An 18,110-nucleotide genomic window follows, 5' to 3' on the forward strand; every position below is an offset into this window, starting at 1 on the left:
TTTCCCCCTCCTACCTCTCAATAGACGTTATCTTAGTATTTCGCCGTATGTTCCTGTAATAACAGTGGAAAGTAAATCGTGTAATTCTATATAGGGTGTATTCTAATAATAACAATCATAAGTTGTACAATATTCATGTTTTTTATATGGCTAATATTTTTTTATGTGCTCTTAAGCAATTGTCATTAGCTATTCGCGTAAAAGGCGTTTATAAAAAAGTTTTTTATTTCAATATTTGGGTAAAATTATGAATATCGTTATCGTTGAATCTCCAGCAAAAGCAAAAACAATAAATAAATATCTTGGGTCTCAATACAAAGTTGTTGCATCATTTGGACATGTTCGTGATTTGCCTGCAAAAGATGGTTCTGTTTTACCGGATCAAGATTTTTCTATGAAATGGGATATAGATTCTGCTGCCGCTAAACGTTTAAATGAAATAGCAAAAGCCGTTAAAGAAGCCGATAGCCTTATATTAGCAACAGACCCTGATCGTGAAGGGGAAGCTATTTCATGGCATATTCTGGATGTTCTTCGTCAAAAAAAAGTTTTAAAAGATAAACCTATTAAAAGAGTTGTCTTCAATGCCATCACCAAAAAGTCTGTGCTTGATGCTATGAACAATCCACGTGATATTGATACATCACTTGTAGATGCTTATCTTGCACGTCGCGCACTTGATTATCTCGTTGGTTTTACACTTTCACCTGTTTTATGGCGGAAACTCCCTGGTGCACGTTCAGCAGGACGCGTTCAATCAGTTGCTTTGCGTATTATTTGTGATCGTGAAGCAGAAATAGAACATTTTATCAAAGAAGATTATTGGTCCGTTACAACACAATTAAAAACCATCCGAAATGATAGTTTCCAAGCAAGATTGACAATGTTTAATCAACGAAAAATAGGCAAGCTTGATATTCAGTCTCAAGAACAAGCAGACCAAATTCGCTTTATGTTGGAGAAAGCCCAATATCATACACTCAGTGTTGAAGCAAAACCTACAAAGAGAAATCCTCTTCCTCCATTTACAACCTCCACACTACAACAAGCAGCTTCTTCAAAATTAGGATTTTCAGCTTCTCGCACTATGCAAATTGCCCAAAAGCTTTATGAAGGCATTGAAATTAATGGTGAAACGGCTGGGCTTATCACTTATATGCGTACCGATGGTGTGCAAATAGCACCAGAGGCTATTGATTCAGCACGAAAAGTTATTCATGAAACTTTCGGTAAAGACTATATTCCTGAAAAACCACGTTTTTATTCAACAAAGGCAAAAAATGCACAGGAAGCACACGAAGCGATCCGTCCAACAGATTTTCAACGCAATCCTAGTCAAGTCCGTAATTTTCTCGATAGCGATCAAGCAAAGCTCTATGAGCTGATATGGAAGCGTGCTATTGCCAGCCAAATGCGTTCTGCTGAAATTGAACGCACAACTGTTGAAATTGAAGCACAACAAGGAGAAAACCGTGCAAATCTAAGAGCAACAGGATCTGTTATTCGCTTTGATGGCTTTATTTCCGTCTACACCGATCAACGAGACGAAGAAAATAATGAAGAAAATGAAACAACACGTTTACCACAAATAAACACTGGTGAAGCACTTACAAAAGAAAAAGTTGAATCTGTACAGCATACGACAGAGCCCCCTTCTCGTTATTCTGAAGCTTCATTAATTAAAAAGCTTGAGGAGTTAGGAATTGGTCGTCCTTCAACTTATGCCTCCACATTGGCGACATTGTGTGACCGTGGATATATTGTAATTGATAAACGAAAGCTTATTCCCGATGCTAAGGGACGAATTGTTACAGCCTTTCTTGAAAATTTTTTTAATCGCTATGTAGAATATGGTTTCACAGCAGATCTTGAAGAAAAGCTGGATCTTATCTCTGATGGGAAACTTTCTTGGAAAGACGTATTGCGAGATTTTTGGGATGGATTTAATGCATCTATTAGCAATATCCAAGAACTCCGTATAACCAATGTTCTTGATGTTTTAAATGTAACATTAGCACCTCTCGCCTTTCCTGAACGCGAAGATGGAAGTGATGTGCGTTCCTGTCCTCTTTGTAAAAATGGTCAATTATCATTAAAACTCGGTCGTTATGGTGCTTTTGTTGGCTGTTCCAATTATCCCGAATGTAAGTATACACGCCAACTTGGTACAGATACTGGAGAAGAGAATGAAACTGTACGCAATGATGAACCTGTTATACTTGGTATTGACCCTGAAACAGGAAAAGATATCTCTCTTCGCAATGGCCGGTTTGGTCCCTATATTCAACTTGGTGAAAGCAAAGAAGTTAAGCGTGCAGGACTACCAAAAGAATGGCAGGCAGAAAATGTAACCCTTGATAAAGCCTTGGCTTTACTATCCCTTCCCCGTGAAATTGGCATTCATCCTGAAACTGGAAAAACAATCACAGCTACGATTGGACGATATGGTCCCTATCTTAGCCATAACGGAAAATCTGCACGCCTTCTTCATGCAGATGAAGTTTTTGATATTGGTATCAATCGCGCTGTTACAGTATTGGCAGAACAACAAGAAAACAAAACCAAGCAAAGCAGAACAACATCTGCAGCATTGGCAACATTAGGAGAGCATCCCGAAGGAGGAACTATTACCGTGCGCAACGGGCGTTATGGTCCTTATGTCAATTGGGGTAAAATTAATGCAACATTGCCAAAAGATAAAGATCCCATTAGTGTAACACTGGCAGAGGCATTAGAACTTATATCGGCTAAAGCATCGAGTAAAAAAACAACTTCAAAAAGAGCTTCTTCTAAAACAAAAGCAAAAATAAAAGAGACATAAATTTTGGCTAAAGGTAAAAAAAACATAAATTATCTCTCTACATTCAAGGGGAAAAATTTTCCCAATAAGGAAGAAATCCTTTCCTTTATAAATGAGAATCCTAACCACTCAAGTAAACGAGAAATCGCCAAAGCTTTTAACTTAAAAGGCGATTCTCGTATTTGGCTTAGAGATATATTACGTGAGTTGAAGGATCAAAATCTTATATCTAAACAACACAAAAGAGCAATAAACAAAGGAAAATTACCCCCTGTTACTTTAGTAAAAATTAGCGGACGTGATAAAGATGGGAGTTTTATTGCACAACCTCTTGAATGGGAAGATTCTCCAAAGCCCAATATTGAAATACACTCTTTTCATCACATAAAAGGAAGTAGCATTGGTGTTGGAGATCATATTCTTGTAAAAGTTTTTCGAAATAAAAATTCTGAAAGCTCAAGCCCCCCTTATACGGGACGAATTATTCGTAAAATTGATATATCTCCCAAAAGCGCATTTGCTGTTGTAAGAAAATTTGAAAATAATCAATGGCGCCTTGATCCTATAGACCGCAAAACCAATGAACTCATTGTTGAAATGTCTCCAGAAATGAAGATTGTAGTCGGTGATCTCGTTGAAGTCGAAATTAAAAAAAATACTGGTTACGGATTAAAGAGCGCAAAAATAAAAAATGTTTTAGGGCATATTAAGAGTGAAAAAACACTCTCAATGATAGCACTTCTTTCGAAAGGAATTCCTTATATTTTTCCTGAAAGTGTTCTTGAGCAAGTCAAACATATCAAAGCTGCCAATATGGATAATCGTGAAGATTGGCGACAGTTACCATTTATTACAATTGATCCACCAGATGCAAAAGACCATGATGATGCAGTTTATGCAACCAAGGATAAGGACCCAGCAAATAATGATGGTTGGATTATTATTGTGGCCATTGCAGATGTTTCTTACTATATCAAAACAGGAAGCGCATTAGATAAAGAAGCTTTGAAACGCGGAAATTCTGTTTATTTTCCCGATACCGTTGTGCCAATGTTACCTGAGCGCCTTTCTCATGATTTATGTTCTCTGCGTGAAGGAAAAGAAAGACCAGCTTTAGCCGTTCGTATGATTTTTGATGCAAATGGTAATAAACGAAAACATAGTTTTCATCGTACTATGATTCGTGTAAGAGCCAAGCTTTCTTATCAAGAAGTACAATTGGCAATTGAAGGTAATATAAATGAAAAAACAGCCGCTCTTTTTGAGAGCATTTTGCAACCCTTATGGGAAGCCTATACATGCCTTAAAGCTGCGCGAAATCGTCGCCAACCACTAGAATTAGAAATTGCAGAAAAAAAGATTATTCTTGATCAAAATGGATGCATAAAAGATGTTGTGAGTGAAACACAATTAGAAGCGCATCGTTTAATTGAAGAGTTTATGATACAAGCCAATATTGCAGCTTCTGAAACATTAAAACAACATCACCAGCCCCTCATTTATCGTATTCATGAAAAACCTTCTCTTGCTAAGCAAGAAATACTTCGGAGCTTTCTTCAAAGTTTGGGGATACCACTCTCCCGCGGAAGCGAACTTACCTCAGCGCGCCTTAATAGCATTCTGGCAAAAATGACGAATACACCACAAAAAGAATTGATCAACCAAGTTATTCTGCGCTCACAATCTCAAGCTGAGTATAATCCCAAAAATATCGGCCACTTTGGTTTAAACCTACATAATTATACACATTTTACATCCCCTATCCGCCGTTATGCTGATCTTATTATTCATCGAGCACTCATTAAAACGCTGAAATTAGGAAATGATCAGTTAACAGATACACAAGAACAAAATCTCGCAGAAATTGCTACGCAAATTTCTTTATATGAACGCCGTGCAATGATGGCTGAAAGGGAAACTATTGATCGGCTTGTTGCTCACTATTTAACGAATAAAATCGGCCGTATTTTTACAGGTCGCATTTCCGGAGTTACAAAAGCAGGTCTTTTTATCTCACTTGATAAACTCAACACAGATGGTTTTGTCCATATTTCTACACTTAAAAATGATTATTATCATTTTGATGAAGCCCATCATGTTCTTGTAGGACAGCGTAGCCATAAAGGCTATCAGCTCAGTGATGTTGTAGAAGTAAAACTTATAACGGTACAACCTTTTGCTGGCGCTTTATGCTTTGAACTCTTAACAAAACCTCGTCCAATAAAATTTTCACCGACATCTTACCATAAAAACAAATTTAAAAAACAAAAGCATACTTTTTATGGGAGAAAAAATTAAGCTTCTTATCCTCCATTAAATAGAATATGAATAATAAAAGAATGAATAACTTCAAATTAAGAAATGACTTATATTATATAATATTTTTATTATTTTATGTGTACAATCTTCTTTCTTTAATATACAAGAGGATAAATTTTATTGCTATCTCTATAATAACCATATAGAAATCTTGCAGTTTTTTATACTCAAGAAATGAGAAAAACTGCAAAGAATAGTTTTGGCTCCCTTTCATTTCAGCTCATCTTTTTATTGTTTAAATAAACAAAAGTACCTTAAGCCATTCTCATGAAAAAAAAAGCTTTTAACTCTCAAAACAATTCTTTGCGTGCAATTATTGCAGCTATTGTAACTATTGGCACCGTTGGAACAGCATTGGGAATAGGAACACAACTTGTCTCTCTTCTTATGGCAGAGAAAGGTATTTCCAATAGTATGATCGGCTATAGTGGAACTGTTGGTGGATTTGCCACAATTGTTGCAGCTATTTTTACTTCTCGAATCGCCCTATGCTTAGGCATTTCTAAAACGATATTATTTATGATGGCCATAGGATCGTTAAGTTTTTTAGGATTCTATTTTTTCGAATCCATATGGGTTTGGTTCATTTTAAGGTTTATATTACATTTTACTATGACGGTTATGTTTATCCTGTCAGAGTTTTGGATCAACAGTTATGCTCCCCCTAAAAGACGTGGTTTGGTTCTTTCCATTTATGCTATTGTCCTAGGATTAGGGTTTGCGATAGGTCCAACGCTATTAGCAAAAGTGGGAACACAAGGATTTATTCCTTTTGCTGTTGGTTATAGTCTTATTATATTAGCTGCTATCCCAATTCTTGCCGCTTGGAAATTAAGTCCAGAATTTCAAAAAAGCCAATATACACCATTTTTTCGTTATCTTTTTCACGTTCCAAGCGCTATGATGGCAGTACTTGTTTACGGTGCTATTCAAATGGGCGCATTAACTCTTATTACACCCTTTAGTTTATCCATTGGTTATAATGAGAATGAAGCAGCACACTTTATGGCAGCCCTTGCGCTCGGAAATGTTTTCCTCTTAATTCCTATTAGCATTATAAGCGATTATGCCAAAGATCGACGCTATCCGCTGATAAGTTGCGCTATCTTAGGTTTTGTGGGAACTTTCATGGTACCATGGATCATTCAATATCCATGGATTCTAATGCTTGATCTGTTCCTTCTTGGTGGTGTATCAGCGAGCCTTTATACAATCGGTCTTGCACATCTAGGGGCACGTCTCAAGGGACAAGAACTTGCTGCTGCTAATTCTGCTTTTATTTTTTGCTATGGAATTGGTATGCTTATCGGGCCGACCGTTATCGGAAAATCCATGGATATCTTTAATCCTTTCGGTTTTTCAATAGCTATAGCTGTTTTTTTTAGTTTATATGTCACTTTGGTGTTTGTCCAACTTATAAGAAAATTAATCAGCTCTTGACTTTTTTGAGAACATCCGTAGTGTTGCTGGAAAATCTGATGACATCAAAAATAGGTTTTGATAGCAAGATAATATTTTTTCAGTATAAATAGGGTTCTTACATTATGGCTAAAGCAGCAACCATTAAGATCAAGCTTTTATCAACTGCAGATACCGGTTTTTTCTATGTAACAAAGAAAAACAGCCGTACAATGACAGATAAAATGAGCAAGCGTAAATATGATCCAGTTGTAAAAAAGCACGTTGAATTTAAAGAAACAAAAATTAAATAAATAGACTTATCATTGAATTGATAGATTTTATACTCCAAAAAGAATGTGGGGATATTGCTCTTCAAAATTATTTTTTGAGGGGTGTTTTTTGTTCCCTTAAGTTTAAAAAGTTTACTTTAAAATTTGTATGTTTTGTACGAATTTGGATAAGTTGATTTATTATTTAAGTTGCTTACATATATTCTACATGAGTATTGATTATTGTGCTATCTAACGAGATTTTTTCATTAAAACGAGACATTGTTTCGTCATATAAATGGAATTTTGGACGAATTATAAGCAATACTAAAATAGAGTGCGTTATAATAATGTTAGCAGTTTCTTGGTTTCATGAAAAAAAATTCTCATTTTAATCTAAGAAGTTTTAAAAAAATTACCGGTTTCAGTATTTTTGTCGCTGCTAGCTTTCTTATCGTTATGTCAATTTATTTTAAGCAGAACCAGCAGTTGCCTCAAAAAGAAAAAATTTTTTCTCAAAACTCTGTTAAAGGAAATGCACTAATCATTGATGGTGATTCTATCATGATTTCTTCAATTAGGATTCGACTTGCTGGAATTGATGCTCCTGAACTCCACCAATTTTGTGGAAAAAAGGAGAAACGCTACCCTTGTGGGCTTGAGGCAAAAAAATATTTAGAAAAACTAATAGAAAATCAAACTGTTACATGTCTCTGGCATAAAACAGACCAATACCGTCGTATCCTTGCAACATGTAAAACAAAACAAGTTAGCAATATCAACGCGACGCTTGTACATAATGGTTGGGCTGTAAGTTATTATGAATATCCCAAAGAAGAACAAGAAGCTAGAAGGAAAAAGAAAGGAATATGGGCATCAAGTTTTCAACGACCGCGAGAATGGCGCAAAGCAAATCCTCGCACTGAATAAAAAAATATTTTTTAATTTCATTGACCAATGAAACGATGTAATCAGATTATTAAACTTGAAAAAAAAATCTATTCCTGTCGTGTTTGTATCCAACAGCCACATTATTTTCCTCCTCTTCCTCACGAACCAAATCCCATCGTTTATTTATCCGATACGGCTTCGATTGCAATTGCAGGACAAGCACCAGGATTGCGTGTCCATGAAACTTCTATCCCTTTTAATGATCGCTCTGGCGAAAGGCTGCGTGATTGGCTGGGGGTAACGAAAGAAGAATTTTATAACAGATCTCTTTTTGCTATTGTTCCTATGGGATTTTGTTTTCCAGGTTATGACAAAAATAAAGCTGATTTACCACCGAGACGTGAATGTCGAGAAATATGGCATGAAAAGACATTTCAAGCGATGCCTCAAATAAAGCTTGTTCTTGCTATTGGCAGTTATGCGCAAAAATGGCATATTACGGAATTAAAACATAAAACTGTTTCAGCAACCGTTAGTGATTGGAGAAATATTCTTTCCATTCCCCAACCTCAAGGCTATAATGTTATGCCTTTGCCTCATCCATCATGGCGAAATACTTTTTGGTTACAGAAAAATCCATGGTTTAACGATGAGCTTATTGTATATCTGCGTCGTTTAGTGCGTAAATTTTTATAAATTAAAATATTGAGAAAAAATATGGATCGTCTTGACCGAAAAATTTTACATCTTTTGCAAGAAAATGCGACACTTTCTGTTGCTGATATTGCTAAAAAAGTGGGACTTTCGACCACTCCTTGTTGGCGTAGAATTCAAAAGCTTGAAGAAGATGGCGTCATTCAGCGTCGTGTTGCCGTTCTTTCTCCAGAAAAAGTAAATGCGCACGTCACTGTTTTTGTGTCTATTCGCACAAACACACATAGTCATGAATGGTTTAAGCGTTTTTCAAAAATTGTACAAGAATTCCGTGAAGTCATTGAATTTTATCGAATGAGTGGAGATATTGACTATTTGTTGCGTGTTGTTGTGCCCAACATTGAAGCTTATGATCTTTTTTATAAAAAATTAATTTCTAAAATTGACATCCGTGATGTCTCATCTTCTTTCGCAATGGAACAGATTAAATATACAACGGAACTTCCACTTAATTATATTAAATTACACGACAAAACGCATGAACAAAATCCTTAAGAGTTTTTTATATCATCTCATTATCTTTTAGGCATTCAAACTTTCGTGTTAAAAAATCATCATTTGTGCATGTGTTAAAACAGCAGCTTTGACAATACCAGCTGCTATAGCTGCTCCTGTCCCTTCACCAAGACGCATCCCCAAATCCAGAAGTGGTTCTTTGCCAATTTTGTTTAAAAGTTTACGATGAGCTTTCTCAGAAGAAACATGTCCAACAAGGGTATGATCAAGAGCTTTTGGATGCATTTTATAAAGGACCGCTGCAGCTGCTGTTGCCACAAAACCATCTAAAATAACGGGTATTTTTTCTATTCTTGCTGCTAAAATAGCACCAACCATGGCAGCAATTTCACGTCCTCCTAAGCGACGCATTATCTCAAAAGGATCATTAAAATAATCCTTATGTAAAGAAATGGCTGTTTTAACCGCTGAAATTTTACGTTGATAAAAATCATCGTCTAATTCCATACCATTTCCTGTCCATTCTTCCACTTCTCCTCCAAACAATGCTAAGCATAAAGCTGAAGCTATTGTGGTGTTTCCAATGCCCATTTCTCCAATACATAAAAGATCTGTTCCACCCGCAATGGATTCCATTCCAAATGCCATTGTAGCAGCCGCACTCCGCTCATCCATTGCGGCATCCTTCGTAATATTCATTGTTGGATATTCCAATGCTAAATCAAAAATTTTTAATCCAAGATCATAAGCAATACAAATTTGATTGATAGCAGCTCCACCCGATGCAAAATTTTGCACCATCTTTTGTGTCATAGATTGTGGAAATGGTGTAACATTTTCTTCTACTATACCATGGTTTCCAGAAAAAATAGCGACTAAAGGTCGCGTTACGATAGGTTTTTCTGTCCCCCTCCATCCCGCATACCAAACAGCAATATCCCCTAGTTTTCCCAATGTTCCTTGCTCTTTTATTAAGTTTTTTTGCCGTTTTTTTGCCAAAATTATAGAAAACTCATCAGCAACAGGTAAATTTGTAAGCAAAGCACGAAAATCATCAAATGGACTAGCGGTCATAAGGATACCTTTTAAAATCTACAATGTTTATGAAAATCACGTCATATATACAGGATATGAATAATTTATTGTTTTTTTAAACAGTGCTTTAAAAACATTAAATATTATGAAAGCAATGATTTCTATATTCTATTTTCTAATCAAATAGCAAACATGAAAGATTTAAAATATTATCAATATGTTATTACTATTTTTACAGTATGCTCTTAATCTATTTCTCTATTAAATAGGAGCAATTAACATGTTGTTTAATATATAAATTCTAACATTCCTTCTATAACAAAAGTTGCAAACTTTCAAAAACTTATAAAATCAAAAGGATCAAAATGATCATAAAGAAATCAAAACACAAAGGATCTCAACTTTAACATATGTTAATTGTCAGGCTGTTATTAAATGAGAGCACAAAAAGCTTCTTTTAAAATACATATACCTGCATTTGGTTTTGTCGCATCATTTGATAATATTTGCCTCCATCGACGTGCCCCACCCCGCCCATGAAATAAACCAATCATGTGACGAGTCACATGAGAAAGCCGCCCCCCCGATGCAATATGTCGAGCAGCATAATCACACATAACCTCAATAAGATCACTCTCACTCAGATTATTTTGCGCCTCATCATAGAGTTCAAAATCAATATGTTTTAACAAATCTGGATCATGATAAACTTGGCGACCAAGCATGACAGCATCACAGAAAGTTAAGTGTTCTTTGATCTCATCAATCGATTTAATTCCACCATTTATTCCAATGAATTTATGAGGATATTTACGTTTTAATCTATAAACCCTTTCATAATTAAGGGGCGGAATATTGCGATTTTCTTTCGGACTCAATCCTTGCAGCCATGCCTTGCGTGCATGTATCCAGAGCGCATCACATCCAGCATTCCAAACCTGATTAGCCAAAAGATCTAACGCCAACTCTTCATCTTGTTCGTCCACTCCAATCCGACATTTGACAGTTACTGGTATAGTAACTTCTCGTTTCATCGCTTCCACGGCATTTGCCACAATGTCTGGATGTAGCATCAAACAAGCCCCAAAGACACCTGCTTGAACACGATTCGATGGACAACCGACATTGAGATTTATTTCGTTGTAGCCAAAATCTTCAGCAATTCTTGCAGCTTCTGCTAACTTTTTCGGATCCGCCCCCCCTAATTGTAATGCAACTGGACATTCTTTATCGCTAAAAGCCAACAATTGTTCGCGAACACCATGAATGACAGCATCTGCTACCACCATTTCCGTATAAAGGAGTGCTTTTTTCGTTAAAAGACGATAAAAAAACCTGCAATGTCGGTCTGTCCAGTCCAACATTGGTGCTACTGCAAATTTTACAGGCGATGGAAGGTTGTAAAATGTCATGAGGGTATTACTCTCATATCCCTATAGCTCTCTCTTTATACATAGAAAAATACTTAATTTTAGTTTACGGAAAATTTTATTCTCTTATACTATCATGAGTATAATAACAGCCCATTATCTTCAATTGTTATAAAGGTTTACTACAATCAATCATGATAAAACACAATATGGCATTTCTCACAGATTACTGTTTAGGTATATAAACATGAAAAAAATTTTCACTATAATATAAAAAACTCATTTACAAGTTCTTCTTACGCTCATCAAGCCTCTATCCTTACATGATTTAGCACAGCGTTTAAGATAATAAACGATAAACTAAAACATTGTACAATTTTTCATAATAGATTTAATTTTCTTTAGATTTTTTTAAATTATTGTGCAAATAAACGCTACAGAAGATGCTTTTATCTTCTCCTCAAGAAAGAACAAAAATCCTTATTTTACACGCATATAATTATAAATCATTTTTTCTCAATGAATAATTCTTGGTAACATTCTTGGATTTCACTTTATAAGATAGATAAATTTTATCCTAAATATTCTATCTAATTTGCCATTTTATGATTCTTGCAAAAAAAACTAAAATTAGGGTATAGACAATCATTGTCTTTTTAAAATGTATGACTGACACCAGTATTTCTTGAAGAAAATATTTTACAATATTGCAGATAAAATCTGTAAAATAAAATGATCATAAAGGTTATTCAGTCTCTTGTTGGCTTTGCATATAGGAAGAAAGAGTATCAACCTCTTGCTCATTAAATAGGAGACCAAGTTTTGAACGACGCCATAACACATCTTCACATACTTTAGCCCATTCTTTTTCCATCAACCATTTTACTTCTACTTCATAAAGCCCATGTCCAAAATTTTTTCCTCTATTTTCCTTACCATGTGCAAATATCACTAATGCTTCCGTACCATAGGAGCGTGCAAGTCTGCGATGTGTAAAAGCATCTAAATCTGGCATCAAAAGAGCAATCTTATTTTCGATTATATCTAATTGATTATAGGGAAAATCGCCCCCTGGAAGTACTGTCTTAGCCGTCCATGATGCTCCCTTTTTACCAAGCGCTTTTTCAACAAATTTCATCGCATCTTCAGCCAACTTACGATAAGTTGTAATCTTTCCACCATAAAGATTAAGAATCTTTGGTGTTGTTCCTGTTCCCATTTCTTTTAAAACATAATCGCGCGTAATTTCTTGTGCTTTTGAAGCTCCATCATCATAGAGTGGACGAACTCCAGAGTAAGACCAGACTATTGTTTCAGGCAACACTGGTTGTATGAAATATTCACTGGCTGCTGCACAAATGTAATCAATTTCTGTATCAGTAATATGAACGTCAGCCGGATCTCCTTGATAATTACAATCTGTTGTTCCAAGCAAGGTAAATTCTTCTTGATAGGGAATAGCAAATATAATACGCCCATCACCATTTTGAAAAATATAAGCACGATCATGAGTATAAAGCTTGGGAACCAAAATATGAGAACCTCTAACAAGTCGTACTGGTGGATGTTCGTTATAGTCTAATATGCTTGCCAAAACATGATCAATCCAAGGTCCTGTCATATTCGCGACATAAGAAGCTGTGACACTATATTTTTTGCTACTTAACTTGTCTTGAAGAACGATACGCCATTTATTGTCTTCTTTTTTTAAAGAGAGAACTTCTGTTCGTACTTTTATATCAGCGCCCCATTTTTCTGCATCACGAGCATTGCCAATAACTAAACGCGCATCATCTACTCTTGCATCAGAATATTCAAAACCTCTCTGATATTCTTTCTTCAGTGTAGAGCGAAATTTTTTTGAAAAATTAATTGTTTTACTGCGCCATAATTTCTGATTCCAATTCCCTAAATAATCATAAATAAAAAGTCCAAAACGCAACATCCAAGCAGGGCGCAATTCTTTATGATAAGGAAGAAGAAAACGCAAAGGACGCACAATATGTGGAGCCATACGTAAAATGATCTCGCGTTCTTTCAATGCTTCACGAACAAGCTTGAACTCATAATGTTCAAGATAACGAAGCCCGCCATGAATAAGCTTTGTTGACGCACTTGAGGTCCCAGATGCAAGATCGTTCATTTCAGCCAATCCCACTTTAAATCCGCGTCCTGCTGCATCCCTTGCCAATCCACACCCGTTTATCCCTCCCCCAATGATAAACAGTTCATAATGTGTTGTGGTTTTCATAATTTCACTTTTCATTATTTAAGTTTGTTTCTCAGTACTCAATAAAGCAATAGGAAAAAATAATACAAGGGTTCTTCATTGTATTATCAACGTACTTTTTCCTAAAATAAACACGCACAAAAAGCTTTTGATACCCTTATACATCAAAACAACATTTGACAAATTAAAGAGATTTTTTTTATCTTTTACAAAAAATATCCTTGCCAAGCCAAGGTTCATCATATGAAGTCTTTTTAGAGAAAAATTGATGTTTTTTCTCACTCTTAAATACACACTATAGCTAAATGCTTTATTGCACATAGATAACGCTTTTCATATAGTTCACTCAATGACACACTAGGAAATGTGAAGGTACACAGATGACTCATCACTCTCAAAATTCGAAAATAACACCTCTTTCAAAAATTTTAGTCCCAGTTATGTCGAGTATTTTAATCTTTTCACCTTCTTTATCAAACGCAACATCACACTCAAAAACAGCAAATCATTTAAGCTTAGAAAAGCTTAAAACACAACTTTTGGAAGATTCTAGCTTTTTATCTAAGCTTAAAGAAAAAATGATACCACATACTGATTCTCATCATATTCAACAAATTGTCAGAGAGTACCTTCTTACTCATCCAGAAATTCTGATTGAAATGCAGCTTATTCTTCAAGATAAGCTGGAAAAACAGAATGAATACGAAAACAAAATACAAACTTCTGTCATCCATTTATTAGAAAAAGAAATTTTTCATTCTCCTCATGACGCCATTTTGGGAAACCCAAATGGTAAAAAAGTGCTTGTCAATTTTTTTGATTACAACTGCGGGTATTGTAAAAGTTCCTATTCACATATAGAAGACTTGATAAAAGAATATCCAGATTTAAAGGTTATTATTAAGGATTTACCAATTTTAAGCTCTGATTCTATGGCAGCCCATACTGTTGCCTACGCATTTCGAAAACAATTTCCAGAGAAATATCCTCAGTTTCACAAAACGCTTTTAATGTATCAGGGTCGCGCAAATGAAGCTAAAGCTATTAAAGTAGCTGTTTCATTAGGAGCAGATGAAAAAAAACTACATAATGCAATAAAAGATCCCACTCTACAAAACGCTTTTAAAGAAAATATCCAAATTGCCTCTAAACTTCATATTACGGGAACACCTTCTTACATCATTGGTAATAAAATATTCATTGGCGCAGCCAGACAAGATACTCTAGAACAAGCGATAGACAATACACGGTGAATACCTAATTAGTTTTAGGAAGAATACTGTAAGTGAGGTAATTTTATGCTTTCTCTTTTTTGATAACAGGCTTATAAGTGCAATTTTGCGTAAAGCAGATACGAGTTTTAAATTGCAAAGTATAATGATTTAAAGGAAATAAAAATCTTTAAAGCCTCAAAAGATGTCATCCCTAATCTAGAGATATTCGGTCATAAAATGAGATAATGACGATCTTCATTGATCAAGGAGTTAGAAATAAAATGGCAACAAAAAAAATGGATTCGGCAAAAACCGCAATTGATACGAAAATTATTCGTGATCTTGCTGAAATTTTGAATGATACCAATTTAACGAACATTGAAGTTGAACAAGGGGAGCTTCGTATTTGTGTCTCACGCCAAAATACCTTAACTTCTTCTGAGCAAGCAATCTATGCTCCTGTTTCTACTCCTACTTTTTCTGTAACATCTTCTCCAGTCCCAACAACTGAATCTCCTATACAATCTATCCAAGAAGATAAATCAAAAAACACAATAACCTCTCCGATGGTTGGAACAGCTTATCTTGCACCTTCACCAGGTGCACAACCTTTTGTAGAAGTAGGACAAAATGTTTCTGAAGGAGAGACATTACTTATTATTGAAGCCATGAAAACAATGAATCAAATTTCATCACCACGCTCAGGCACGGTAACCACTGTTCTTGTCAAAGATGGCCAACCTGTTGAATTTGGTGAACCACTTATTATTGTTGAATAAAGCGAGGGGCAACCATGATTCGAAAAATCCTCATTGCTAATCGGGGAGAAATTGCTCTTCGCGTTTTACGTGCATGTAAAGAACTTGGCATAAAAACCGTGGCTGTTCACTCTACCGCTGATGCAGATGCAATGCATGTTCGTCTTGCTGACGAAAGTGTTTGTATTGGCCCTCCTCCCGCTCGCGATTCTTATTTGAGTATTCAGCAAATTATTGCTGCTTGTGAAATTACAGGAGCTGATGCTGTTCATCCAGGTTATGGCTTTCTTTCTGAAAATGCAAAATTTGCAGATGTTCTAGAAGCCCATGATATTACATTCATCGGTCCAACAGCTACTCATATCCGAATCATGGGCGATAAAATCGAAGCAAAGAAAACCGCCAAAAAACTTGGTATTCCTGTAGTTCCCGGTTCAGATGGAGCAGTCACTGAAGAATCTGATGCTTTACGCACCGCTCGTGAAATTGGTTATCCCGTTATTATCAAAGCTTCTGCCGGTGGTGGCGGACGTGGTATGAAAGTCGTTCATTCTGAACAAGAATTTTCTATAGCTCTCAAAACAACGCGTTCAGAAGCGAAAGCTGCTTTTGGTGATGACGCTGTTTACATAGAGAAATATTTAGAAAAACCCCGTCATATCGAAATTCAAGTCATAGGTGATGGTGCGGGAAATGCTATTCATTTAGGAGAACGGGATTGTTCACTGCAACGACGGCATCAAAAAGTATGGGAAGAAGCTACATCACCTGCACTTAGTGAAACTGAACGAAAAAAAATTGGTAGTATTGTTGCAAATGCCTGTGCCCAACTTGGATATCGTGGAGCTGGTACTATTGAATTTCTTTATGAAAATGGCGAATTTTATTTTATCGAAATGAATACGCGTTTACAAGTCGAACATCCTGTAACTGAAGCAATTACAGGTATAGATTTAGTCCATGAACAAATCCATATTGCATCAGGCTGCAAGCTTTCAGTGACACAAGATGATGTCTGTTTTTCTGGTCATGCCATTGAATGCCGTATTAATGCAGAAGATCCTATTAACTTTACGCCATCACCTGGAACCATTACACATTTTCATACACCTGGAGGTTTAGGGATTCGTGTTGATTCAGGTGCTTATTCAGGTTACCGTATCCCTCCTTATTATGATAGCATGATTGGAAAGCTGATTGTTCATGGGCGTACCCGTTTAGAATGTATGATGCGTTTACGGCGTGCTTTAGATGAATTTGTCGTGGATGGAATAAAAACTACACTACCTCTTTTTCGCGATCTTATTAATAATCAAGATGTTGCTGATGGTAATTATAATATTCACTGGCTAGAAAAATACCTTTCTCATCAATCAAAGTCTTCAGATTCGTAATTCGATAGCAAAATGTTGATATCTTATAAAAGAGTCTATAAGATATCAACATAAGGATAATTCCAATCTTGCTGTAAAAAGTGGTAAAAGAGGAAATAAGTTGGTTATTTTTTATTTGTTATATAGTTTTCTTTTAATATGTACAAAATTTGATAATTTTCTGTTTTCCTTTTTGTGAGTTTGTGCTAACTCCTACATGGTTACGCCCTTATAGCTCAGTTGGTAGAGCACCTGATTTGTAATCAGGGGGTCGGGAGTTCGAGTCTCTCTGGGGGCACCATTTTACATCTTCAACATATTGAAATATATAGATTTTTTCTTTAAATAGCCATTTTCAGACCACCTTTTAGACCACCTTCTACAGTTTATATAATTTTACCTAATTTGTTCTTATTTGCTCCTTATTTTTCTTTGGAGTGAAGGCTAAGATCTCTTTTTTTCTCCATCTCACTGCTCTCCCTAGCTTATATGGCTCCGGAAACAACCCCTGAAGCACCCAATTGCGAATCGTTGTTGTGGATACACTAAAAAGCTGTGCACACTCACGTGTCGTTACATATCTATCTCCATCATCAAATATCATCTCATTACCTTTCTCTTTTTTATGTTAATTAAATGGGTGGGGGGCTGGAAGGCATGTGAAGCACTCCAACTTTTAAAAATCTGCAAGTTTATTTTTTAGATGTGTTCAATTTCATATTTCCAATCAGGCAATTGAGTAAGAGCTAATGCGAGTTGTCCTCTATGGCACATGCATACATTGGCTTCAAAACAGGTGATTGCAACACGCTTTTTATTTAAAAAAATTTGATATAATTTATTTATTGCACAAGAATTATTCTTGAGAGTTGTATTTTGATAATCTTCAAAAAGGCGGTCATAATCTTTTTGTGTTTTCAGATTTCTTCGTTTTTCAGAAGCAATTCCAAGTTCAGGCATATGCATATATTCAATATCAATATTGCTTACAGCTTTCTCTAATTGTCTTTTCGAAAATCCGTGTTTTCTACTTATTGGATTTTTACGAACATCACATAAAGTTTTGATATTGTTTTCTATGAGACTCTTAAGATAATTCTCAAGGGACTTACCTTCATAGCCAATGGTAAAAAAACAAAATTCCTCAACTTTAGCAGGCTGTATGATAATATGTTTGGTGTTACACACGTTTAATTTCCTTAGTAAATGGGTGGGGGTGCTTAAGCAAGAGGAGAAGGAGAGAGCACCCCCATAGGTTTAAGCAGCTTTTGCCAAAATCT

15 protein-coding genes and 1 tRNA gene are annotated in these 18,110 nt (G+C 35.7%); 11 read left to right on the forward strand and 5 right to left on the reverse strand.

Annotated elements, in window-relative coordinates; translation table 11 throughout:
- Positions 1–247 precede the first annotated feature (247 nt).
- The 7 genes from topA (at position 248) to ACFIKJ_RS04385 (ending at position 8,889) form a co-directional block, all read left to right on the forward strand.
- Positions 248–2,821: a type I DNA topoisomerase gene (gene topA / locus ACFIKJ_RS04355; protein ID WP_375627332.1), complete on the forward strand. Its 2,574-nt coding sequence runs from the start codon at positions 248–250 to the stop codon at positions 2,819–2,821.
- Between the two features lie 3 nt (positions 2,822–2,824).
- Entirely contained in the window at positions 2,825–5,098 is a 2,274-nt protein-coding gene (gene rnr / locus ACFIKJ_RS04360; protein WP_375625747.1) for a ribonuclease R, read from the forward strand.
- 288 nt (positions 5,099–5,386) lie between these two features.
- Positions 5,387–6,559 (forward strand): MFS transporter, encoded by a 1,173-nt coding sequence (locus ACFIKJ_RS04365; protein ID WP_375627331.1) that lies wholly within the window; start codon positions 5,387–5,389, stop codon positions 6,557–6,559.
- Positions 6,560–6,663: 104 nt separating this feature from the next.
- Positions 6,664–6,831, forward strand: a complete 168-nt coding sequence (gene rpmG, locus ACFIKJ_RS04370) for a 50S ribosomal protein L33 (protein ID WP_004864083.1) — start codon at positions 6,664–6,666, stop codon at positions 6,829–6,831.
- 330 nt (positions 6,832–7,161) lie between these two features.
- A complete protein-coding gene (locus ACFIKJ_RS04375) occupies positions 7,162–7,719 on the forward strand; it encodes a thermonuclease family protein (protein ID WP_375627330.1) in 558 nt (185 codons plus the stop codon).
- A 27-nt stretch (positions 7,720–7,746) separates the two neighbouring features.
- Positions 7,747–8,376: a uracil-DNA glycosylase family protein gene (locus ACFIKJ_RS04380; RefSeq protein ID WP_375670292.1), complete on the forward strand. Its 630-nt coding sequence runs from the start codon at positions 7,747–7,749 to the stop codon at positions 8,374–8,376.
- Between the two features lie 21 nt (positions 8,377–8,397).
- Positions 8,398–8,889 carry an Lrp/AsnC family transcriptional regulator gene (locus ACFIKJ_RS04385; RefSeq protein WP_273722692.1) on the forward strand — a complete coding sequence of 164 codons (492 nt, stop codon included), beginning with the start codon at positions 8,398–8,400 and terminating at the stop codon, positions 8,887–8,889.
- 48 nt (positions 8,890–8,937) lie between these two features.
- Here the strand turns inward: ACFIKJ_RS04385 and cobT are convergent, their stop codons facing one another.
- From cobT to glpD, 3 genes are all read right to left on the reverse strand, one after another.
- Complete coding sequence (gene cobT, locus ACFIKJ_RS04390; protein ID WP_375670293.1) at positions 8,938–9,924, reverse strand: nicotinate-nucleotide--dimethylbenzimidazole phosphoribosyltransferase; 987 nt, start codon at positions 9,922–9,924, stop codon at positions 8,938–8,940.
- Positions 9,925–10,316: 392 nt separating this feature from the next.
- Positions 10,317–11,297: a tRNA dihydrouridine(20/20a) synthase DusA gene (gene dusA / locus ACFIKJ_RS04395; protein WP_375625738.1), complete on the reverse strand. Its 981-nt coding sequence runs from the start codon at positions 11,295–11,297 to the stop codon at positions 10,317–10,319.
- A gap of 703 nt (positions 11,298–12,000) precedes the next feature.
- Complete coding sequence (gene glpD, locus ACFIKJ_RS04400; protein WP_375625736.1) at positions 12,001–13,521, reverse strand: glycerol-3-phosphate dehydrogenase; 1,521 nt, start codon at positions 13,519–13,521, stop codon at positions 12,001–12,003.
- A 344-nt stretch (positions 13,522–13,865) separates the two neighbouring features.
- On the opposite strand from glpD, the gene ACFIKJ_RS04405 reads away from it, so the two are divergent.
- From ACFIKJ_RS04405 to ACFIKJ_RS04420, 4 genes are all read left to right on the forward strand, one after another.
- Complete coding sequence (locus ACFIKJ_RS04405; protein WP_375670295.1) at positions 13,866–14,738, forward strand: DsbA family protein; 873 nt, start codon at positions 13,866–13,868, stop codon at positions 14,736–14,738.
- Positions 14,739–14,980: 242 nt separating this feature from the next.
- Positions 14,981–15,478, forward strand: coding sequence for an acetyl-CoA carboxylase biotin carboxyl carrier protein (gene accB / locus ACFIKJ_RS04410; protein ID WP_273787930.1), 498 nt, complete (start codon positions 14,981–14,983; stop codon positions 15,476–15,478).
- Between the two features lie 14 nt (positions 15,479–15,492).
- A complete protein-coding gene (gene accC / locus ACFIKJ_RS04415; protein ID WP_375625732.1) occupies positions 15,493–16,851 on the forward strand; it encodes an acetyl-CoA carboxylase biotin carboxylase subunit in 1,359 nt (452 codons plus the stop codon).
- A gap of 204 nt (positions 16,852–17,055) precedes the next feature.
- Positions 17,056–17,131 (forward strand) — tRNA-Thr (locus ACFIKJ_RS04420).
- A 99-nt stretch (positions 17,132–17,230) separates the two neighbouring features.
- On the opposite strand, the gene ACFIKJ_RS04425 is transcribed toward ACFIKJ_RS04420, so the two are convergent.
- Together ACFIKJ_RS04425 and ACFIKJ_RS04430 are read right to left on the reverse strand one after the other, a co-directional pair.
- Positions 17,231–17,434, reverse strand: a complete 204-nt coding sequence (locus ACFIKJ_RS04425; RefSeq protein WP_005865986.1) for an AlpA family transcriptional regulator — start codon at positions 17,432–17,434, stop codon at positions 17,231–17,233.
- Positions 17,435–17,529: 95 nt separating this feature from the next.
- The gene (locus tag ACFIKJ_RS04430; RefSeq protein WP_375648778.1) at positions 17,530–18,018 is read right to left on the reverse strand and encodes a DUF488 family protein; all 489 of its coding nucleotides are present in this window, start codon (positions 18,016–18,018) and stop codon (positions 17,530–17,532) included.
- Positions 18,019–18,110 lie beyond the last annotated feature (92 nt).

It is taken from the genome of Bartonella sp. PS7NMGDW, assembly GCF_042193585.1.
GTDB lineage: Bacteria > Pseudomonadota > Alphaproteobacteria > Rhizobiales > Rhizobiaceae > Bartonella > Bartonella grahamii.